This window comes from Mesorhizobium sp. L103C131B0, assembly GCF_000502275.1.
Lineage (GTDB): Bacteria > Pseudomonadota > Alphaproteobacteria > Rhizobiales > Rhizobiaceae > Mesorhizobium.
On the sequence record NZ_AYXC01000016.1, the window covers coordinates 205,848 to 226,901 of the forward strand.

The following is a 21,054-nucleotide window of genomic DNA, read 5'->3' on the forward strand; positions in this document are numbered from 1 at the left end:
CGGCTTGATTTCCTGACCTCATGTGCTACGGCCCGGCAACGCTCTCCAATCAGCCCTGAAAGGCCGCCAGCCCATGGCCGTCGCCGCCAAGAACATTCCGGCACCCGACCTCCTTCCGGTCCGCCGCGCCCTGCTTTCCGTCTTCGACAAGACCGGCCTGACCGACTTCGCCAAAGGGCTGGTCGCGGCCGGCGTCGAGCTGGTCTCGACCGGAGGTACGGCAAAGGCGATCGCCGAGGCGGGGCTGGCGGTGCGTGACGTCTCGGAACTGACAGGCTTTCCCGAGATCATGGACGGCCGCGTCAAGACGCTGCACCCGTCGGTGCATGGCGCACTGCTCGGCGTGCGCGACGATCCCGAACACGCCAAGGCGATGCACGATCACGGCATCGAGCCGATCGATCTGCTCGTCTCCAATCTCTACCCGTTCGAGGAGGTCCGCCGCTCCGGCGCCGACTATGCCGCTGTTGTCGAGAACATCGACATTGGCGGCCCGGCGATGATCCGCGCCTCGGCCAAGAACCATGCCTATGTCGCCATCGTCACCGATCCCGGCGATTATGCCTCGGTGCTGAACGCGCTAGAGATGAACATCGGCTCGCTGTCGCTGGATTTCCGCCAGAAGCTGGCGGCAAAGGCCTTTGCCCGCACCGCCAGCTACGATGCGGCGATCTCCGGCTGGTTCGCCGAAACGCTGGAGATCGAGCATCCGACCTGGCGCGCCTTCGGGGGCAGGCTGGAAAGTGTCATGCGCTATGGCGAGAACCCGCATCAGAGCGCCGGCTTCTATGTCAATGGCGACAAGCGGCCGGGGGTCGCCACGGCTCGCCAGTTGCAGGGCAAGCAGCTGTCCTACAACAACATCAACGACACCGATGCCGCCTTCGAGCTGGTGGGCGAGTTCGACCCCAACCGCTGCGCCGCCGTTGCCATCATCAAGCACGCCAACCCGTGCGGCGTCGCCGAGGACGCTTCGCTGGCTGCTGCCTATGCGAGAGCGCTGGCCTGCGACCCGGTTTCGGCCTTTGGCGGTATCGTCGCCATGAACCGCATCCTCGATGCGGAAGCGGCGCAGGAGATCGTAAAAACCTTCACCGAGGTGATCATCGCGCCGAACGCGTCGGAGGACGCTGTCCGCATCATCGCCGCCAAAAAGAATTTGCGACTGCTGGTCACCGGCGGTCTGCCCGATCCGCACGCCGGCGGCATCACTGTGAAATCCGTCGCCGGCGGCATGCTCGTCCAGGGCCGCGACAACGCGGTGGTCGACGATCTCGAGCTCAAGGTGGTGACCAAGCGCGCACCGAGTGCGGCCGAGATGGCCGACCTCAAATTCGCTTTCCGCATCGCCAAGCACGTCAAGTCGAACGCCATCGTCTATGCAAAAGACGGCGCTACCGTCGGCATCGGCGCCGGCCAGATGAGCCGCGTCGATTCCTCGCGCATCGCCGCCCGCAAGGCCCTCGACGCGGCGGAAGCAGCTGGCCTCGCGGAGCCGTTGACCAAGGGCTCGGTGGTCGCCTCCGACGCTTTCTTCCCTTTCGCCGACGGGCTGATCTCAGCCATCGAAGCCGGCGCCACGGCGGTGATCCAGCCCGGCGGCTCGATGCGCGACGACGACGTTATCGCCGCTGCCGACGCGCATGGCATTGCTATGGTGTTTACCGGCGTGAGGCATTTCAGGCATTGAGCGCCTCTGCCTTTTCCCACAAGGGGAGAAGGAAAAGTGCGGCGCTATTCCACCGGCTGATCCGCCGGGTACGGCGTCCAGATCAATATCGCGATCCCAACGCCCAGGAACAGCACGATGGCCGCCATGCCGAGCCGCGCCGAGCCGCTGGCGAGCGTGATCGACGCCACCATGAACGGCGCCAGGAAACTCGTGGCCCTTCCGGCCAGCGCATAGATGCCGAAATAGCGGCCGGATTCGGCTGCGGTCACGCTGCGCGCCATGTAGGAGCGTGACGACGCCTGCACCGGTCCGAACGCCAGCCCGATTAACAGGCCATAGAAAATGTAGGCCTTTTCCGCCGCCGTGCCGAACAGGCCGCCACTATCGGCTCCCGGCATCATCCAGGCGCCGAACAATGTGTAGCCTGGCCCGGTCGAAACGATGCCGATGGTGGCGATGCTGAGCAGGACGAGCGAAATCATCACGATGGTCTTGGAGCCAAGCGCGGTGTCCAGCCATGCGGCAACCAGGCAGCCGACGATGGCGACGACGTTGAGGATAATGCCGAACATGCCGATCTCAGTGATCGACCAGTGGAACATCGCTGCCGCAAAGGTGCCGCCCAAAGCGAGCAGCGCATTGACGCCGTCCTGATAAATCATGCGGGCGACAAGGAAGCGGAAGATGCCTTTGCGCCGGCGCACTTCAGTCAGCGTCGACTTCAGTTCCGACAGCCCCTCGCGCACCGCGGGCCCGATCGGAATCCCCTTGATGGCGTCCGGCGTAAAGAAGAACATCGGCAGGATGAACAGGAAATACCAGCCGGCCGACAGCGGCCCGGTGGCGCGCGCGTCCTCGCCGAGTTTCGGGTCGAGCCCAAAGAGCGGGTCGATGCCGATGATCGTCTTGCCGGTCTCCGGCGAACCCGCAAGACAGGCGACAACAAAGATCAGCGCGATCATGCCGCCAAGATAACCAAGTCCCCAGGCAATGTTGGAGACGTGGCCGATCTCGCTCTTCGGCACCAGGCGCGGCATCATCGAATCGTTGAACACGGTCGAGAATTCCGCCGCGACCGAAGCGAGAGAAAAGAACAGCACCACCAGGAAAAGGTTCGAGCCGGGAGCGGCGAACCATAGCAGGCAAAGGCTGATGATCTTGATCGAGGCGAAGAACGCAATCCACGGCTTGCGCGGCCCGGTCTGGTCGGCAATCGAGCCGAGGATGGGAGACAGCACGGCAATGACCAGGCCCGCAACAGCGATGCCGTAGCCCCAGGCCGCCTGGCCTGAGACCGGATCGCTCGCCATGCGCGAGACGAAATAAGGCCCGAAGATGAAGGTGGTGACGACGGTGAAAAACGGCTGCGCCGCCCAGTCGAAGAACATCCATCCCCAGATGCCGTGCCCGGATGCCCGCTGCACTGTTTCTACCGCCGCCATGATGATTCCCCCGGGACACCGCGCTTGTCGGATGCCATGTCTGCATGTTTCGAATGCTCATGCAAACCGCCAAAGATTCGCGCTGCCCCTCACCTGCCTGCCAGCATCCTCTCCCCGAATAGTGACGGGGAGAGGGTTGCTCTCATCGATGATTTCGCTAGTCGCCAGCGTTGCAACAAGGGCGCCAAGGCTACGGCCCGCCCTTTCTCCTCGTCACTATACGGAGAGAAATGCCAGGCAGGGCAATGAGGGCGGCGCCGGCGTTTCGGAGATGTTCACATCCCCGTCAGATCGCTCATCAGCCCCGAAGCCACCGACAGCCTGGACACGGTGATATCCCCGCCTTCGGTCAGCGCCTGCAGCCGCTCGCGGATGCGCGCCACGCGCTCGCCTCCGGCTTCCAGCCAGGCCGCCACAGGATCCGCCGTCCCGGCATGGCCGGCGAGAGCCGCCACCGCAATGCCGCGCCGCGCCGCGCCGATCGTGTCGGTGGCGCGCGACAGCGCCAGCTGGTCGTAATAGTCCGACGGCGTGATTGAACGCGCCGCCTCTTCGACGCGCGGAATGCGGAAGGCATCGCTGACGGCGAAGAACGCCTTGGCCGAGGCGACGACGTCGGCATTGGCCGTGCGCGCCGTCAGTGCGATGTCGGGGATCAGTCCCGCCACATCGGCCATTGCCAGCTGCCCGGCGAGCTTTTCGGGGGCGCCGGCCTTGAACAGGCCATACCGCCTCTCCTCGACCCGCTCGCGCGAGAAGGCCGGTAGCAGCGAGAGCAGCTTCGGCTCCAGCGCCATGCGCGCCTCTTGCAGTTCGGCAATGCGCTGGCCGAGCGCTGCGGTGCCGGCATCGTTCTTCAGATACCAGCCGCTGGTCACGAAGATAAGCCGGCTGACGGACTGGTAGAGATCGAGCTGCGCCTGGCCGTCGATGTGGCTGTCCAGCGCATCGATCTCCTGATAGAGCGCCGGCAACGCGAAGCCGTCGCGCACCACGGCGAAGGTGCGCACCACGTCGGCCGCGCTGCGCCCCGTGGCTTCCTGCAGCCGGTTGACGAATGACGGTCCGCCGCGATTGACGAGATCGTTGGCGACGACGCGGGCGATGATTTCGCGGCGCAGCCGGTGGCCATGGATCTCGGCCGCATATTTCTTCGCCATCCGGTCAGGGAAATAGCCCATCAGGTCGCGGTCGAAATGCGCGTCGTCAGGCACGTCGCTGGCGACGATGTCGGAAAACAGCACGATCTTGGCATAGGCGAGCAGCACGCCAAGCTCCGCCCGGGTCAGCGGCTCGCCACGCGCCTCGCGCTCGGCAAGGGCGGCCGGCGACGGCAGCGTCTCGACAGCGCGGTCGAGCAGGCCCCGAGCCTCCAGCGCCGCCATGAACCGGCTCTGGTGCGCGATGTCGGCAAGGCCGCGCTTGCGGGCGATGGAAAGCGCCAGCGTCTGTTCGTAATTGTTGGACAGCACGAGGCCGGCGACCTCGTCGGTCATCTCGGCCAGCAGCTTGTTGCGCGCCGGCCGGGTCAGCGATCCCTTGCGCATGGCGGACGCCAGCGCGATCTTGATGTTGACCTCGATGTCGGAGCAGTTGACGCCGCCGGAATTGTCGATGGCATCGGAGTTGCAGCGACCGCCATTCATGCCGAATTCGATGCGGGCACGCTGCGTGACGCCGAGATTGGCGCCCTCACCGATCACTTTGGCCCGCACATCGAGCGCGGTGATGCGGATGGCGTCATTGGCGCGGTCGCCGACTTCGGCATTGGTTTCGCCCGAGGCCCGTAAATACGTGCCGATGCCGCCGAACCACAGAAGGTCGACGTTCGCCTTGAGGATGGCGGTCATGATCTCGGCCGGTGTCGCGGTGGTCTTGGCGAGGCCAATCGCCGCCGCCGCTGCCGCAGGCAGCGTGATCGACTTCTGGCTGCGCGAGACGATGACGCCGCCTTCCGACAGTTTGGTCTCGTCATAGTCCTGCCAAGACGAACGCGGCAGCGCGAACATGCGCTCGCGCTCGGCCATCGACGCCACTCTGTCTGGATCGGGATCGATGAAGATGTCGCGATGGTCGAAGGCGGCGATCAGCCTGGTCTGCGGCGACAGCAGCATGCCGTTGCCGAACACGTCGCCCGACATGTCGCCGACGCCGACGACGGTGAAGGGGGTGGCCTGGATGTCGCGGTTGATCTCGCGGAAATGCCGCTTGACCGCTTCCCAGGCGCCTTTGGCGGTGATGCCCATCTTCTTGTGGTCGTAACCGGCCGAGCCGCCGCTGGCGAAGGCATCGTCGAGCCAGAAACCGTGTTTCTCCGAAATGGCATTGGCGGTGTCGGAGAAGGTTGCCGTGCCCTTGTCGGCGGCGACGACGAAATAGGGATCGTCGGGGTCGCGCCTGACAACGCCGGCCGGCGGGATGACACCGTCCAGCCCGATATTGTCGGTAATCGACAACAGGCTGGAAACGAAATTCTTGTAGGCCGAGGTGCCGGCCTCGAAGATGGCGTCGCGGCCGGCGCTCATCGGCAGCTTCTTCGGATAGAAGCCGCCCTTGGCGCCGACCGGCACGATGACGGCGTTCTTGACCTGCTGCGCCTTGACCAGGCCGAGCACCTCGGTGCGATAATCCTGGGCGCGGTCCGACCAGCGCAGGCCGCCGCGCGCAACCGGGCCGAAGCGCAGATGCACGCCTTCGACCTCGGAACCATAGACGAAGATCTCGCGCCACGGCCGCGGCGCTGGCAATCCTTCGACCGCCTGCGAGTCCAGCTTGATCGCCAGCGACTGGCCCCGCGCCTTCGTTCCCGCAACGAAATGGTTGGTGCGCAACGAGGCTTCGATCAGGTTGAGATAGCGGCGGATGATCGTGTCGTCATCAATGTTAGGGACTTCCTCCAGCGCGTCCTTGATCTTGGCCTTGAGGTGCTTGGCGGCGATCACGCCTTCCGTCTCGGCGGTCGGGCCGAGACGAGCGACGAACAGCGCATGCAGGCCGCGCGCAATGTCGGGATAGCGGTTGAGCGCGGCCGCGATGAAATCCTGGCTCTGCGGGATACCGGCTTGCTGCAGGTAGCGGCCATAGGCGCGCAGAATGCTGACTTCGCCCGACCACAGGCCGGCGGTCTGGGCAAGCCCGTTATAGCTGTCATTGTCGATGTCGCCGCGCCAGACCGACAGGAACGCGTCCTCGAACAGCGCGCCGCCATCGCTGAGGTCGATCGGCTTGCCGTAGCTGTTCTCCAGTTCCATGTCGTGGACGAAGACGGTGTCGCCGCCGTCCTCGCCAACTTCGAAGGTGCGCTCGCTGATGACGCGGAAGCCGATGTTTTCCAGCACCGGCACGCGACGCGACAGCGCTACCGGGCTGCCGTGGTGGTAGATCTTCAGCGCTGCCTGATGCGGTTTCTGCTCGGCATGGCGGTAATAGTCGATGGCGATCGGGTTGGCGGTGCTGATGCCGGCGATGCGCCCCGCATCCTTCAGCGCGACGGCCGCGCTGAAGGAATCGCGATAGCTCTCAGGCAGACGCGCGGCGATCGCCTTCAGCGATGGATCGCCGCCGACGGCTTCCGCGGCTTCGGCCAGCGCGTCGTCCCAGGTTCGCACGATGTCGCGGATCGCCGCTTCGATCACCGCCTGCTCGACCTTCGGCGTCTTGCCGCCGGAGCGGCCGATGATGAAATGCACACGCGCCAGCCCGCCCTCGGGGAAAGCCGGATAGTAAGCCGACAAACGGCCCTCGAAGACGGTCTTGAGATAGGTGCCGATCTTCTCGCGCACGACGCTGTCATAGCGGTCGCGCGGCACGAAGACGAGGATCGAGACGAAGCGGTCGAACTGGTCGGCGCGCACCAGCGCCCGCACCCGCGGCCGCTCGACCAGGCCGAGAATGGCCGCGGCGTGCTTCTTCAGGATCGGCACCGGCACCTGGAACAGTTCGTCGCGCGGATAGCTCTCCAGAACGTTGATCAGTGCCTTGCCGGAATGGTCGTGCCGGTCAAAGCCGGACTTGGCGATGATGGTCTCGGCCTTTGACCTCAGATACGGGATTTTCATCACCGAGCGCGTGTAGGCAGTCGAGGTGAACAGGCCGACCATGCGCAACTCGCCGGCAAGCGTGCCCTTGGCGGTGTAGGTTTTGACGCCGATATAATCGAGATAAATGCGGCGGTGCACCAGCGACTTGGCGTTGGCCTTGGTGACGATCAGCGGCTCCGGCCCATGCAGGAAGGCGCGGATTTCGGGCGTCGTCGTCACCGCCTCGGTGCCGCGCCGGAGCACCAGCACATCCGGGTCGGCGAGGATGCCGAGACCGGGTTTGTCGGCGCGCTCCAGATTGCCGCTCTCCGCGCCGCCGGAATATTTGAACTCGCGCATGCCAAGGAAAGTGAAATTGTCGTCGCGCAGCCATTCAAGGAAGGCGATGGCCTCGGCAACGCTCTTCTTGTCGAGCGGCACGGCGGAATAGCGGAATTCGGAAATCGCCTGGTCGAGACGGGCGAGCATCGGCTTCCAGTCGCTGACGGCGGCGCGCACCTGGTTGAGCATCTTGCGCAGGCGGTCGGCCAGCGCGTCGGCCTGCTCCGCCGTCAGGCGCGGAATATGGACATGGACGACGCTCAGCCGGTCGTGATTGCCATCGTCCTTGAGGGCGCTGCCGTCGCCGAGGATCTCGTCGACGCCGGCCTTGCCGTGGCGCACGACGATGACCGGATGGGTGACCAAAGTCGGTTCGCCGGCAGTTTCTGTGATCTCGCCGAGGATCGAATCGAACAGGAACGGCATGTTGTCGTTGACGACGGTGATGATCGTCATCGGGCGGCCCTCGCGGGATACGCCCGACTCGGCATCGACGGCGACGACACTTTGGCCCTTTTTGTGGGCGGCGACCGCACGTCCTGCCAGGTCGGAGGCGCGCTCCAGGTCGGCGGCGTCATAGGCGGCGATGTCTTCGGCCGGCGCGCGGGCCAGCAAATAGTCGGCGAGCCTGGCCGGCTTCCCGTCGGGTTTCACCCCGGCAGTGGCTGTTTTCCTCGGCTTAGCTGCGGATTTCACGCTCGCCATGTTGTCCTCCCGTCACATGCTTTTACGACTATGGTAGCAGATGACCGCTGTTTGGCGACAAAGGTTTGACGGCTCGATAAGAATTACAGGAATTCGACGGTCAGGCGGCGGTGAACCAGGAGGAAGACCCAATGTCCGGCAAAATCAGCGCACTTGACCTCGGTATCGCGGAGCTGAGCGAGGCGACAAAAGCCTATTTCGCCAAATGCGAGGAAAAGCTCGGCCTGGTTCCCAACGTGCTTCTTGCCTATGCCTTCGACGAGAAGAAGCTGCGCGCCTTTACCGACACCTACAATGATCTGATGCTGGGTGAATCCGGCCTGTCGAAGCTGGAGCGGGAGATGATCGCGGTCGTCGTCTCCTCGATCAACCATTGCTATTATTGCCTGACCGCGCATGGCGCGGCGGTGCGCCAGCTCTCCGGCGATCCGGCTCTCGGCGAGATGATGGTGATGAACTTCCGCGCTGCCAATCTTTCACCGAAACAGACGGCGATGCTCGAATTCGCCGTCAAGCTGACGGAAGAGCCGGCAAAGATCGTCGAGGCGGACAGGGAAGCACTGCGCAACGCCGGCTTCACCAACCGCGACATCTGGGACATCGCCTCGACCGCCGCCTTCTTCAACATGTCGAACCGCGTGGCGGCGGCCATCGACATGCGGCCGAACGACGAATACCACGCCATGGCGAGGTGAGGGTTAAGTGGTTCGAGCTTCTATCTTTGCAGCCGCCATCGTATCGGTTTTGCTGGTAGGCCATGAAACGCATGGTGAGACAACCGCCCCCGCCGGCGCATCCATTTCCCTTCCCTACCAACCAACCGCGGGACAAGTCTGGCTTGTCGAAATAGAGCGGACGAAGACGATTGCCGATCGCGGCGTCACCTCAACGGAAAGAGGCAGGATCAGCGGTCGATATGAAGTGATAGAAAGCCGCGAAGGCGGCTATTCCTCTGCCTGGACCATTACAGAACTTAGCAGCGGGCCAGTCCCGCTTTACAATTGGGCTACCGTCTCGGCGCCTCGCGGAATGCGCATCGAGTTCGATACCGACATTCGGGGAGCGCCTGTTGCCCTGAAGAGTTGGCCAGCTGTTCGAGACGTCGTCGAGAAGGAGCTGTTCGCACTGCCCAAATACGCCAATCACGAAGCAGCTCAAAATACGATTCGTAAGTTTTTCGCGGGTCTAACTCCCGAGACGGCTGTTCCTTACTTCCTACAGGAACTTGATATCATAGCGACCTGCCAGAACAGCGATTTACCCATAGGCAGGGAAACAGCGTCGACCGACACGACGCTAAATGAAGCCGGTGACCCCTTCGCCAATTCGCGCTCGAGTCTGCTCGTTGGCGTCGATCAGATTGCGCGGACGGCAACGTTGAAATTCCACATGACCTCGGATGCCGAGAAACTCTCCGGGGTTCTTGTCGACACGGTCGAGAAACTGAATCCAGAAACGGGTAAAACGGAGAAGCAGATCGTCCGTACCGATGCTGCGGTTCACAAATCAAACACAGCTGACTGCACGGTCGACATCGATAGCGGCGTGACCAGACATGTTTTGTACGAGGAAAAGCTTGAGGCAATTGGGCAGAACAGGACAAAGGTGTTCGGCGACATATGGAACATAACTGTTATGCCGACAGCTAAATAGAGAGTCGTAACGGCGGCCATCGATATGCGGCCGAACGAACGATATCACGCCATAGACGAGATAACTCATGACCATAGACACCTCAGGCAAATGGTGGGTTGGAGGGAACCCACGGACATCGCAGAATACCTGGAGGGGTATGCCTCCGAAGGATATGAGGTTCACGACTTCAGGCTCGCCCGCTGCAAGTGCGGTTCCATCTCGTTTCTCCTCGATGCCGACGATGACGAGGGTGTGGCGCGACGAACATGCACAGCCTGTGGCTCCGAGCATCTTATCTGCGACAGCGAGGAATTTTGGGACGAAGCCCAGCCGGAACGATGGGCGTGCACCGAGTGCGGCTCCGAAGCTGCAAACATCGGCGTCGGGTTTTCCATCTACCCGGGACGTGGCGGCGTTCGCTGGCTTTATGTTGGCGAACGATGCGCGCCTGTGGCGTTTTGGGATGCTTCGCCGGCTGGAAAGTGGGCACCGGCGACAGCATGGACCTGTTGGACAAAGTCTAGTTTTGAGGTGCCATAGAAAGGCGATCAGGATCGCGCCGCGATGGCCGCGGCGGCGCCGGCCATCGTCGTGGCGCTGACGCGGTTGGCGATCTTCATGGCGCGCTTGCTTTTCAACAGCTTGCGCGCCTGTGACGCCGCGATCACCCAGGCGAGATCGATGGCGATGAGCACAACCGCCATCGTCGCCGTCAGTTCGACCCAGCCGATGACGCTGACCGAAGCAAGGTCGATGATCGTCGGCAGCAGGGCCAGATAAAACATCATGATCTTGGGGTTGCCGAGCGTCACCGCCATGCCGGCAAAGAAGAGCTTGAGCGGCGAATCCTCACGCGGCATCTCGCCTTCCCTGGCCTCGACCGGCGCCGTCCACATCTTCCAGGCGAGGTAAGCGAGGTAGGCGACGCCCACCCATTTCACGACGACGAAGGCGAAATGAAACGTCTGCGCCACGACCGCCAGCCCGAACACCGCCAGCGACAACCAGATGCCCTCGCCGATCCACATGGCAAGCAGGAACGGGAACACGTCGCGAAAGCCCTTCGAGATGACGCGGGCGACAAGGGCTGCGATCGACGGTCCGGGCGAACCGGCGGCGACGAACAAAGCGGCGGCGAAGATCAGGAGCGAGGTGAGGTGCATGACGGAGCCTTCGAGCGTTGGATGGCGAAGAATATCCGATCGGCGTCAATTTGGCACCCCTCTGCCTGATGGGCCAACGAACGCGACACATTTCGGAGATCGGACTTGCCCGTGCCAGCGGTTTGAGAAAGGATCGCGGCCGTGAAATCAATCGTCATCCACGCCGCAAAAGACCTGCGCATCGAAGAGACCGATTCGGGCGCGCCTGGCGCCGGACAGGTCGAAATATCGGTCGAGGCCGGCGGCATCTGCGGCTCGGACCTGCACTACTACAATCATGGCGGCTTCGGCGTGGTGCGCCTGCGCGAGCCTATGATCCTCGGACATGAGGTCGCCGGCACGGTGAAGGCGCTTGGCGCCGGCGTCTCCAGCCTCGCCGTCGGCGACCGCGTCGCTATTTCGCCCAGCCGGCCCTGCAATGCGTGCCGATACTGCCTGCAGGGCGTGCAGAACCAATGCCTCGACATGCGATTCTACGGCAGCGCCATGCCGATGCCGCACATACAGGGGGCCTTCCGCCAGCGCCTCGTCGCCGAGGCCTGGCAGTGCCACAAGATCGCCGATTATGTCTCCATCAACGAAGCCGCCTTTGCCGAGCCGTTCGCGGTAACGCTGCATGCCGTCAACCGCGCCGGCTCGCTGCTCGGCAAGCGGGTCTTGGTCACCGGCTGCGGGCCGATCGGTGCGCTCAGCATCCTTGCCGCACGTGTCCACGGCGCGCGTGAGATCGTCGTCACCGATGTCATGGACGCGGTTCTGGCCAAGGCCAACGAGATCGGCGCCGACCGCACCATCAATGTCGCCACAGATGCCGACAAGCTCGCTGGCTACAATGTCGAGAAGGGCAGTTTCAACGTCATGTTCGAATGCTCCGGCAATGAGCGCGCGGTGCGAGCCGGGCTCGATGTGCTGAAGCCGCGCGGGGTGCTCGTGCAGCTCGGCCTAGGCGGCGACATGTCGCTGCCTCAGAATCTCATCGTCGCCAAGGAGATCGAAATGCGCGGCTCCTTCCGTTTCCACGACGAGTTCGCGCTGGCCGTCGATCTGATCAACAACCGTCGCGTCGACGTCAAGCCGCTGCTGACCGGCATCTATCCGATGGACGAGGCGGTTGCGGCTTTCGAGATCGCCGGCGACCGCAACAAATCGATGAAGGTACAGATCGCCTTCGCCTGAGCAGGGCGAGACACCCTATGAACCTTGCCCGCTCGGCATCTTGCCGCTAGAAGAACCGTCCCGACATTCATTTCGAGCTTCATTTTGCCTCAGTAACCGCCGGTCTCGCCAACTCCCTGATCACACTTGGCAGGGCGCCGCATTAAGCGGTGCCTGCTCCATTTCACGTGTTCCTCAGGCGGCGGTTCGAGACCGGTTTGGCACTGCTGAACCGTTGTCGCGCGCTTTGCCGCCCGTGACAGCTGATTTCCGACATAGCTAGCTCTCGCCACGCCGTGCCCGCATGGGCATCTCGCCATTGCCGACCTGAAGAACTTCCACACTGGAAGGTCTTCCGGCTTGTCCCAACATCTCGCTATCCGCTGGGCAATCGCGCCCGAAATCGCACCTCGACCCCTGATCCACTGCAACCGCTGCGGCGCCGTGAAAGCCTATCGCTGCAGCGACAAATTCCGCGTCAACGCCAATGGCAAACGCATTGATGTCTGGCTGATCTATCGCTGCATCGACTGCGACAATTCGTGGAATTTCGGCATTTTCGAACGCTGCAACCGCCGCGACATCGAACCCGCGCTGCTGGCAGCGCTCGAAAGCAACGATCCGGCCCTCGCCCGCCGCCATGCCTTCGATGTCGTGGCTTTGCGAAACCGGGTCGGCCGCGTCGAGGAGTTTCCCGATGTCGCCGTTCACAAACACCGGCTCGGCGGCGAAGGCCGACCCGCAGCCGCGCTTGAAATCAGGCTTGGGCTGGAAATGCCGACATCGCTGCGGCTCAACCGTCTGCTCGCCGGCGAACTCGGCATCTCCCGATCAAGGCTTCAGGCGCTGGAGGAGAAACGATTGCTGGTTGTTGTTCCCGAAGGCGCCAGAGCTTTGCGCAAGCCAGCCCGCGACGGCACGGCGATTCGCATTGACCTGGCCGACGAGCCGGATCGTGAAGCCATCATTTCGGCTGCCGTGGGTGAATGACAAGAGGGGCGAAGCACCGGTGCTTCGCCCCTCTCGAATTTAGACAATCAGACGATTACGCCGCGCCCACAACCTTGGCCGACTTCTCGAAGCGCTTGCGCTCGTTCGGGTCGAGATAGAGCTTGCGCAGGCGGATGGTCTTCGGCGTCACCTCGACCAGCTCGTCGTCCTGGATCCAGGCCAGCGCGCGCTCCAGCGTCATGCGGATCGGCGGCGTCAGTTTCACCGCCTCGTCCTTGCCGGCGGCGCGGATGTTGGTCAGCTTCTTGCCCTTCAGCACGTTCACTTCGAGGTCGTTGTCACGGCTATGGATGCCGATGATCATGCCCTGATAGACCTTGACGCCCGGGTCGATGACCATCGGGCCGCGGTCTTCGAGGTTCCACATGGCATAGGCCACTGCCTCGCCCTGTTCGTTGGAGATCAGCACGCCGTTGGTGCGGCCCGGCAGTTCGCCCTTGTAGGGCTGGTAGGCGTGGAACAGCCGGTTCATCACGGCGGTGCCGCGCGTGTCGGTCAACAGTTCCGACTGGTAGCCGATCAGTCCGCGCGTCGGCGCGTGGAAGACGATGCGCTGACGGTTGCCGCCCGAAGGCCGCAGCTCGACCATCTCGGCCTTGCGCTCCGACATCTTCTGCACGACGATGCCGGCGTGCTCCTCGTCGACGTCGATGACGACTTCCTCGACCGGCTCCAGCAATTCGCCACTTTCGCCCTTCTGCATGACGACGCGCGGACGCGACACGGCGATTTCAAAGCCTTCGCGGCGCATCGTCTCGATCAGCACGGCCAGCTGCAATTCGCCACGGCCGGAAACGAAAAACGAATCCTTGTCAGGCGATTCCTCGATCTTGAGCGCGACATTGCCTTCGGCTTCGCGCAGCAGGCGGTCGCGGATGACGCGGCTGGTCACCTTGTCGCCTTCAGTGCCGGCGAGCGGCGAATCGTTGACCAGGAAAGACATGGTCACGGTCGGCGGATCGATCGGTTGCGCATGCAACGCCTCGGTCACCGCCAGGTCGCAGAACGTGTCGGCGACGGTGCCTTTGGACAGGCCGGCAATGGCGACGATGTCACCCGCCTGCGCCTCTTCGATCGGTTGGCGCTCGAGGCCACGGAACGCGAGGATCTTGGAGATGCGCCCGGTTTCGATCTGGGTGCCGTCATGGTGGAGCACCTTGACCGCCTGGTTGGACTTCAGCGTGCCGCTCTCGATGCGGCCGGTAATGATGCGGCCGAGGAATGGATTGGCTTCCAGGATGGTGCCGATCATGCGGAACGGGCCGGGATGAACGGTCGGCTCCGGCACATGCTTGATGACGAGGTCGAACAGCGGCGCCAGGCCCTGGTCCTTCGGGCCTTCCGGATTTTCCGAGACCCAGCCATCGCGGCCAGAACCGTAGAGGATCGGGAAGTCGAGCTGCTCGTCGGTCGCGTCAAGCGCTGCAAACAGGTCGAACACCTCGTTGACCACCTCGACGTGGCGGGCGTCCGGACGGTCGATCTTGTTGATGACGACGATCGGCTTCAGGCCGACCTTGAGCGCCTTGCCGACGACGAACTTGGTCTGCGGCATGGGGCCTTCGGCGGCGTCGACCAGCACGATCGCCGAATCCACCATCGACAGGATGCGCTCGACCTCACCGCCGAAATCGGCGTGGCCGGGTGTGTCGACGATGTTAATGCGGGTGTCCTTCCAGTCGACCGAGGTCGCCTTGGCCAGGATGGTGATGCCGCGTTCCTTTTCGAGGTCGTTGGAATCCATGGCGCGCTCGGCGACGCGCTGATTGTCGCGGAAGGAACCGGATTGCCGCAGCAATTGGTCGACGAGGGTGGTTTTTCCATGGTCGACGTGCGCGATGATCGCGATATTACGAATTTTCATTTTGTGGTCTCGGGAGCGTTGCAGGCAGCAGGCCAAAAGGCGCCGCCTCTTTCGGTTGCGCGGCTCATACAGGGTTTTTCGCAATTGCGAAAGAGGAGGCGCACCACCAAATACTCATCAAATCTTAAGCATCTCGGTGTGAGATGGTTTTGTTAACCAAGGCGGGAACCTTTCTGGGCCCGGGTAGTTCGAAATTCATGACCGACAAACTCAACCGATTTTGGCCCCTCATCGCTTCGGTCGCATTCGCTGCCGTGCTGGCGGCCAATGCCGCTCAATCGGCCGCCACGGTGAAGGAAGCCAATCCGGCTTCGTCGTCCGACCGGACGGCCGAGCAGATGTTTGCCGACGCCCCTGATGGCGTCGACCCCGTGGTCACCGGCCCGGTCAGCGCCTCTTTCAAGCAGAGGCAGCAGGTTGCAGGCTGCGACAGCGCGGTGTGGCCGAAGATTCCGACGGTTTGCTACCCGGACTGACAGTTGCCCATTCCAGGCATAGCGATCCTTCGCACCGACCCAAAGGCTTACGCCGACCGCACCGGATCGAGCGTCACCTTGTAAAGCTCGATGTCGTCGCGATCCATCAGCCGCACGGTCAGCTGCTCTGTCGCCCCTGAAATGTCCACCAGGCCAAAGAACTGCAGGCCGGCCGAGGGTGGCAGGTTCTGGCCCTGTTCGGTGGTCGGCGCCTTGATGAATTTCAGCTCCGGGCCGAAGGTCATGTCGAAATCATTGGGACCGAAGGTACCGGCGTGGATCGGGCCCGAGACGAATTCCCAGAAAGGATTGAAATCCTGGAACCGCGCCTTGTCGGGGTTGTAATAGTGCGCCGCCGTGTAGTGGACATCGGCGGTCAACCAGACCGTGTTGGTGATGCCGGCAGTCTTGATGTAGCGCAACAGGTCGGCGATCTCGAGCTCGCGGCCTTTGGGCAGGCCATTGTCGCCATTGCTGATGGCTTCCGCGCCGACCTTCTTGGCGCCGTCGTCCCAGACGACGAGGCCGAGCGGCATGTCGGCGGCAATGATCTTCCAGGTCGCCCTGGAATTCGTCAGCTCGCGCTTCAGCCATTTCGTCTGCTGTTCGCCCAGCATGCGTGACTGCGGCGTCATGTCCTCCTGCATGTCGGGGCCGTTCGGGCCGCGATAGGAGCGCATGTCGAGGAAGAACACGTCGAGCAGCGGCCCATGCGCGATCTTGCGGTAGACGCGGCCGGGCTCGGACGGCTCGTAGCGGATCGTCGTCATCTCATGGAAGGCGCGCGCCGCACGCGCCGCGAGCACATGGATGGATTTTTCGGTGTAGCGGCTGTCGGCGCCGAGATTCTTCGAATCCGACCAGTTGTTCAGCACCTCGTGATCGTCCCACTGGTAGAAGGTCGGGCAGATGGCGCTCAAGGCCAGAACGTTTTTGTCCATCATGTTGTATTTCCACTGGTCGCGGTACTCATCCAGCGTCTCGGCCACCTTGCGCTTGCCGTCGATCAGGACGACGTTTTTCCACTTGCCGCCGCCAGGCAGGTCTACCTCGTCCTTCATGGCGCCATCGGCATAGATGGTGTCGCCGGAATGCAGGAAGAAATCCGGCGTGTGCCTGGCGATGGTGGCGTAGGTTTTCATGCCGGTCTCATCGATTCCCCAGCCCTGGCCGGCCGTGTCGCCCGACCAGGCGAATTTTATGTCGCGCTTCGAGGCGGGTGCTGTGCGGAAACGGCCGACGATCGGTTCGGAAACGGCGTTGATATCCGACAGGTCGGCGGCAGTCATCCGGTAGAAGATATCCTGGTCGGAGGCGAGGTCGGTAAGCAGGCGCTTGACCGTGAAGTCGCTGGCCGGCGAGGTATCGAGCGGCGCCAGCCGCGTCGCATTGGCGAAGTTTTCCGTCGACGACACTTCGAACATGACGCGCGAAGGCCGGTCGGTGCGCGTCCACACCATGCCGCTCGAGGCATCGACATCGCCGGACTGGACGCCATGGGTGAAGGCCGGGCGCTGGCTGGCGCGCGAATAATAGGGCAAAGCGAGCCCCGATGCGCCGAGCAGACCGGCGGCGCTGGCAGAGGTGACGAAAGCGCGGCGGGTCAACGAGATCTTGTTCATGGCTGTCTCCTGATGGCTTCGAACGGTGCCAGCAAGCTCCAGCTTCAATGTTTCAGCCACATCTCGGGAAGATGAAACTTTGATAACAACCGACAGGTGATCTCCGCCCTTGAGGGGGGAGATGTCGCCGAAGGCGACAGAAGGGGGTCGCCTCGCTTGGAGCGCCGACCTCCTATGCGCAAGAGGCTGAGTCCGGTCGCACGGACCCCCTCTGGCCGCTTCGCGGCCATCTCCCCCCTGAGGGGGGAGATTAGTACCGCGCCTTACGCCGCTTGCGGCTCCGGATCGAAAGCCGGCCTGCTCGTATTGATCAGCAGCGACAGACACGCAGCCACGATCGCCGTCATGCCGGCGATCAGGAAAGCCAGTTCGTAATTGCCCTGCAGTTCGCGCATGGTGCCGCCGAAGGCGGCGGCGGTGGCGGCGCCGACCTGGTGGCCGGCTACGATCCAGCCGAACACGATCGGGCCGCTGCGGTCACCGAAGGCCTCGTTGGCGAGCCTGAGCGTCGGCGGCACGGTGGCGATCCAGTCGAGACCGTAGAGCACGGCGAAGATGATCAGGCTGGTCGCCGAGAAGCCGGAATAGGGCAGATAGATCAGCGCCAGGCCGCGAATGCCGTAGTAGACGCCGAGCAGCTTGCGCGGGTCGAAACGGTCGGTGAGCCAGCCCGAGAGCGTCGTCCCGATCAGGTCGAAAATGCCCATTAGCGACAGCAGGCCCGCGGCCTGTACCTCGGGGATGCCCATGTCGCCGCAGAAAGAGATCAGATGCGTGCCGACCAGCCCGTTGGTGGTGAAGCCGCAGATGAAGAAGGTGGCGAACAGATACCAGAAGACGCGGGTGCCGGCAGCGCGGCGTAGCGTGTTCAGCGTATGCGCCAGGAAATTGCCTTGCGATGCCGGCGATACCGGCGGCACGTCATCGGTCCCGGCGCCATAGCGCACCATGCCGATCGAAGCGGGACGCTCCGGAACCAACAGCCAGACCAGCGGCAGAAGACAGGCGGTGGCGATCGAGACGGCGGTAGCGACGGGCTGCCAGCCGCCCGACTGGGCGAGCGATGCCAGCAGCGGCAGGAACACCAAGAGGCCGGTGGCGCTGGAGGCCGACATCAGCCCCATCACCAAGCCGCGATTGGTCTTGAACCAGCGGTTGACGATGGTGGCGCCGAGCACGGTGGCGACCGCGCCGGAGCCGATACCTGAAAACACGCCCCAGGTGAGGAACAGATGCCATGGCTCGGTCATCAGCAGGCTGAGCGCGGTCGAGCCCGACATGATCACAAGCGAGGCAAGCAGCGTGCGGCGCAAGCCGATACGCTCCATCAATGCGGCGGCAAACGGCCCGGTCAGGCCGTAAAGGAAGATGCCGATCGCGGCGGCAATCGAAACCGTATCGCGCCCCCAGCCGAAGCTTTTATCCAACGGCAGCATCATCACCGAGGGTGCGGAACGAAGCCCGGCCGCGATCAACAAGCAGAGGAAGATGACGCCAACCACGACGAAAGCGTAGCGCTGGCCAAAGGGACGGGATTGAGCTATCATGTTACTGACCGGTACGTTGCAGGGTGAGGACATGTATACGTACCGATCGGTAACACGTCAATCGAGTCATACCATGCCAACGGACAAAAATATTGAACTGACCATCAAGGACGGTCATGCAGCCGCACCGCCCAAGGCTGCCAAGAAAATCCTCGACGTGGCGTACGACCTGTTCTACCGCCGCGGCATCCGGGCGATCGGCGTCGACGAGATCGTCAAGCGCGCCGGCGTCACCAAGCCCAGCCTCTACCGCAGCTTTCCCTCCAAGGACGAGCTCGCCGCTTCCTATCTCAGGCAATATGACCGTGAGTATTGGGAGCGTTTCGACGAAGCCGTGGCTGCCCATCCCGGCGACCCGCGGGCACAGCTCAGGGCTTTCCTGACTCGCGTCGGCAAGCGCACGCAAAGGCCGGACTATCGCGGCTGCGGCATGACCAACGCGGCGGTGGAATATCCCGAACATGGCCATCCGGCGCGCGTCGTCAGCGAGGCCAACAAGCAGGAGTTGCGCCACCGCCTGCGCGCGATGGCCGCAGCGATGGGCGCTAAAGACCCTGACACGCTCGGCGACGGCCTGCTGCTGTTGATCGAAGGCGCCTATATCAGTGGCCAGCTCTTCGGCCTCGGAGGCCCGGCGGCAGCGGTCGCCCACAACGCCGACCTGCTGATCGAGGCGAGCTTGAAGAAATAACATTTCGAACGTTGGCGCCGCCCCTCACCTGCCGGCATCCTTTCCCGGAAATGGGGCGAGGAACGCTCTCATCACGATTTCGCCAATTGCCAGCGTTGCAAGGTTGTCGCCAGCGGCGCAGCCGGCCACTTTCTCCCGTTCAGGGGGAGAATTGCCCGGCAGGGCGATTTGGGCGGCGCCAACGTTGAGATTGGCACGCTAGGCCGGCCGCAGATTTGGCGATAGGCTGGGGCGAACTTCACGGGAGACGTCCGCATGCGAACCCTGCTGCTTGTTCCATTCGCCCTCGCCGCCCTATCCCAAACCGCCCATGCCGACGGAATATCCAGCGTCTACACCGACCTCGACTCGCAAAAGGACTGCGTCACCTATGCGCAGGCGCAGGAAGGCGACGGCGAATGGGCCGAACTCGCCTGCTCCGGCTATCGTGGCTATCCCGTGCTGATCGCCTATGACGACGCCCGTGAATCGCTGTTCTACGGATTTCCGCCCGGCGGCGACATGACCTCGGTCTGGGAGAGCTTTTCCGGCTTCAACTCGTCCGGCGCCAAGGTCGAGTGGCGCATCGAGACCAAGGGCGACGTTGCCGTTCCCTTTGCCGTCATCCACCGCCGCTCGATCAGCAATCCCGAGGACGAGAACAAGCCGACCGAAGTGCTGCTCGTCGCCAAGGTCGCCCAGATGGAAGCCCGCGACGGCTGCACCATCGGCCTCGTGCTGGCCACCGGCAACCCGCAGGCCAATGACCAGGCGCGCAAGTTGGCCGACGAAAAGGCGAAGAGTTTCGCCTGTGGCAAGGACAAGCACACCGTCATCGGCAACGTGCCGGCGTTTGGTCGGGTGGATAACTAGTCACGTGGGTGCAAGGCACCCCCCTCTGCCCTGCCGGGCATCTCCCCCTCAAGGGGGGAGATTGGCAGCTTCGCTGGCGGCGCTTTTCTTTCGGCGCTGAAAATTGACGAAAGCCGTTGCGACTCCCCCCTTGAGGGGGAGATGGCCGGCAGGCCAGAGGGGGGTGCCTCGCGCTGGCGTTTGCCGCTTACTTGAACGAGACGCAGGCCTCTCTCGGCGCTACTTTGCCGCCTTCGCCCGTGCGATCGCGTCGACGATCATCTTCTTGGCGTATTTGGAATCGTGCCAGCCTTCGATCTTGACCCATTTGCCGGGCTCGAGATCCTTGTAGTGCTCGAAGAAGTGCTGGACCTGGTCGCGGGTGATCTCGGGCAGCTGCGTGTATTCGGTGACGTTTTCGTAGCGCAGCGTCAGCTTCGGCGACGGCACGGCAATGACCTTCTCGTCCTGGCCGGCATTGTCTTCCATCACCAGCACGCCGATCGGTCGCACATTGATGACGCAGCCCGGCACCAGCGCGCGCGTGTTGCAGACCAGCACGTCGATCGGGTCGCCGTCGCCCGACAGCGTGTGCGGCACGAAACCGTAATTGCCGGGGTAGCGCATCGACGTATGCAGGAAACGGTCGACGAACAGCGTGCCGGCCTCCTTGTCCATCTCGTACTTGATCGGCTCGCCACCGATCGGCACCTCGATGATGACGTTGATGTCCTCGGGCGGGTTCTTTCCGATGGCAATGGCTTCGATACGCATGCTTAAATCCCTCTCTCGATCTCCAAGATCGATAGCGGGCGGCGCGGCATGGTGCAATGCGGCGATTGGTGCGAAGCGCTAACGGAAGCGCACGGTTTATGATGA

Annotated in this window: 15 protein-coding genes; 8 read left to right on the top strand and 7 right to left on the bottom strand. The window is 63.2% G+C overall.

Going from position 1 to position 21,054, the window contains the following annotated elements; genetic code table 11:
* Positions 1-73 precede the first annotated feature (73 nt).
* Positions 74-1,690, top strand: coding sequence for a bifunctional phosphoribosylaminoimidazolecarboxamide formyltransferase/IMP cyclohydrolase (gene purH, locus X730_RS141930; protein WP_023752666.1), 1,617 nt, complete (start codon positions 74-76; stop codon positions 1,688-1,690).
* A gap of 44 nt (positions 1,691-1,734) precedes the next feature.
* Here purH and X730_RS141925 read toward each other — a convergent pair whose 3' ends face one another.
* Together X730_RS141925 and X730_RS141920 are read right to left on the bottom strand one after the other, a co-directional pair.
* A complete protein-coding gene (locus X730_RS141925) occupies positions 1,735-3,114 on the bottom strand; it encodes an MFS transporter (protein ID WP_023750353.1) in 1,380 nt (459 codons plus the stop codon).
* 275 nt (positions 3,115-3,389) lie between these two features.
* A complete protein-coding gene (locus X730_RS141920) occupies positions 3,390-8,180 on the bottom strand; it encodes an NAD-glutamate dehydrogenase (protein WP_023827110.1) in 4,791 nt (1,596 codons plus the stop codon).
* Positions 8,181-8,311: 131 nt separating this feature from the next.
* Between X730_RS141920 and X730_RS141915 the strand changes: the two genes are divergently transcribed.
* Complete coding sequence (locus tag X730_RS141915; protein ID WP_023681420.1) at positions 8,312-8,875, top strand: peroxidase-related enzyme; 564 nt, start codon at positions 8,312-8,314, stop codon at positions 8,873-8,875.
* Positions 8,876-8,882: 7 nt separating this feature from the next.
* Complete coding sequence (locus X730_RS141910; RefSeq protein ID WP_155922497.1) at positions 8,883-9,833, top strand: hypothetical protein; 951 nt, start codon at positions 8,883-8,885, stop codon at positions 9,831-9,833.
* A gap of 530 nt (positions 9,834-10,363) precedes the next feature.
* On the opposite strand, the gene X730_RS141905 is transcribed toward X730_RS141910, so the two are convergent.
* Positions 10,364-10,978: a LysE family translocator gene (locus tag X730_RS141905; RefSeq protein WP_023712044.1), complete on the bottom strand. Its 615-nt coding sequence runs from the start codon at positions 10,976-10,978 to the stop codon at positions 10,364-10,366.
* Positions 10,979-11,119: 141 nt separating this feature from the next.
* Between X730_RS141905 and X730_RS141900 the strand changes: the two genes are divergently transcribed.
* Positions 11,120-12,154, top strand: a complete 1,035-nt coding sequence (locus X730_RS141900) for an L-idonate 5-dehydrogenase (protein ID WP_023827111.1) — start codon at positions 11,120-11,122, stop codon at positions 12,152-12,154.
* A gap of 339 nt (positions 12,155-12,493) precedes the next feature.
* A complete protein-coding gene (locus X730_RS141895) occupies positions 12,494-13,123 on the top strand; it encodes a DUF1062 domain-containing protein (protein ID WP_023700190.1) in 630 nt (209 codons plus the stop codon).
* 55 nt (positions 13,124-13,178) lie between these two features.
* Here X730_RS141895 and typA read toward each other — a convergent pair whose 3' ends face one another.
* The gene (gene typA, locus X730_RS141890) at positions 13,179-15,008 is read right to left on the bottom strand and encodes a translational GTPase TypA (RefSeq protein ID WP_023827112.1); all 1,830 of its coding nucleotides are present in this window, start codon (positions 15,006-15,008) and stop codon (positions 13,179-13,181) included.
* A 197-nt stretch (positions 15,009-15,205) separates the two neighbouring features.
* Between typA and X730_RS141885 the strand changes: the two genes are divergently transcribed.
* Positions 15,206-15,484: a hypothetical protein gene (locus tag X730_RS141885; RefSeq protein WP_023753187.1), complete on the top strand. Its 279-nt coding sequence runs from the start codon at positions 15,206-15,208 to the stop codon at positions 15,482-15,484.
* Positions 15,485-15,531: 47 nt separating this feature from the next.
* On the opposite strand, the gene X730_RS141880 is transcribed toward X730_RS141885, so the two are convergent.
* Both X730_RS141880 and X730_RS141875 read right to left on the bottom strand, forming a co-directional pair.
* Positions 15,532-17,106: an alkaline phosphatase gene (locus tag X730_RS141880; RefSeq protein ID WP_023700189.1), complete on the bottom strand. Its 1,575-nt coding sequence runs from the start codon at positions 17,104-17,106 to the stop codon at positions 15,532-15,534.
* A gap of 263 nt (positions 17,107-17,369) precedes the next feature.
* Positions 17,370-18,653 carry an MFS transporter gene (locus X730_RS141875; protein WP_027050546.1) on the bottom strand — a complete coding sequence of 428 codons (1,284 nt, stop codon included), beginning with the start codon at positions 18,651-18,653 and terminating at the stop codon, positions 17,370-17,372.
* Positions 18,654-18,726: 73 nt separating this feature from the next.
* Between X730_RS141875 and X730_RS141870 the strand changes: the two genes are divergently transcribed.
* Entirely contained in the window at positions 18,727-19,344 is a 618-nt protein-coding gene (locus tag X730_RS141870; protein ID WP_023668625.1) for a TetR/AcrR family transcriptional regulator, read from the top strand.
* A 255-nt stretch (positions 19,345-19,599) separates the two neighbouring features.
* Complete coding sequence (locus X730_RS141865) at positions 19,600-20,196, top strand: hypothetical protein (protein WP_023700187.1); 597 nt, start codon at positions 19,600-19,602, stop codon at positions 20,194-20,196.
* Positions 20,197-20,415: 219 nt separating this feature from the next.
* On the opposite strand, the gene ppa is transcribed toward X730_RS141865, so the two are convergent.
* Positions 20,416-20,949, bottom strand: a complete 534-nt coding sequence (gene ppa, locus X730_RS141860; RefSeq protein ID WP_023668623.1) for an inorganic diphosphatase — start codon at positions 20,947-20,949, stop codon at positions 20,416-20,418.
* Between the last annotated feature and the right edge of the window lie 105 nt (positions 20,950-21,054).

Excerpts from the sequence above, each read along its gene's own strand:
- purH (WP_023752666.1), top strand. The coding sequence starts at position 74 with ATGGCCGTCGCCGCCAAGAACATTCCGGCACCCGACCTCCTTCCGGTC.
- X730_RS141925 (WP_023750353.1), bottom strand. The coding sequence starts at position 3,114 with ATGGCGGCGGTAGAAACAGTGCAGCGGGCATCCGGGCACGGCATCTGG.
- X730_RS141920 (WP_023827110.1), bottom strand. The coding sequence starts at position 8,180 with ATGGCGAGCGTGAAATCCGCAGCTAAGCCGAGGAAAACAGCCACTGCC.
- X730_RS141915 (WP_023681420.1), top strand. The coding sequence starts at position 8,312 with ATGTCCGGCAAAATCAGCGCACTTGACCTCGGTATCGCGGAGCTGAGC.
- X730_RS141905 (WP_023712044.1), bottom strand. The coding sequence starts at position 10,978 with ATGCACCTCACCTCGCTCCTGATCTTCGCCGCCGCTTTGTTCGTCGCC.
- typA (WP_023827112.1), bottom strand. The coding sequence starts at position 15,008 with ATGAAAATTCGTAATATCGCGATCATCGCGCACGTCGACCATGGAAAA.
- X730_RS141885 (WP_023753187.1), top strand. The coding sequence starts at position 15,206 with ATGACCGACAAACTCAACCGATTTTGGCCCCTCATCGCTTCGGTCGCA.
- X730_RS141880 (WP_023700189.1), bottom strand. The coding sequence starts at position 17,106 with ATGAACAAGATCTCGTTGACCCGCCGCGCTTTCGTCACCTCTGCCAGC.
- X730_RS141875 (WP_027050546.1), bottom strand. The coding sequence starts at position 18,653 with ATGATAGCTCAATCCCGTCCCTTTGGCCAGCGCTACGCTTTCGTCGTG.
- X730_RS141870 (WP_023668625.1), top strand. The coding sequence starts at position 18,727 with ATGCCAACGGACAAAAATATTGAACTGACCATCAAGGACGGTCATGCA.
- X730_RS141865 (WP_023700187.1), top strand. The coding sequence starts at position 19,600 with ATGCGAACCCTGCTGCTTGTTCCATTCGCCCTCGCCGCCCTATCCCAA.
- ppa (WP_023668623.1), bottom strand. The coding sequence starts at position 20,949 with ATGCGTATCGAAGCCATTGCCATCGGAAAGAACCCGCCCGAGGACATC.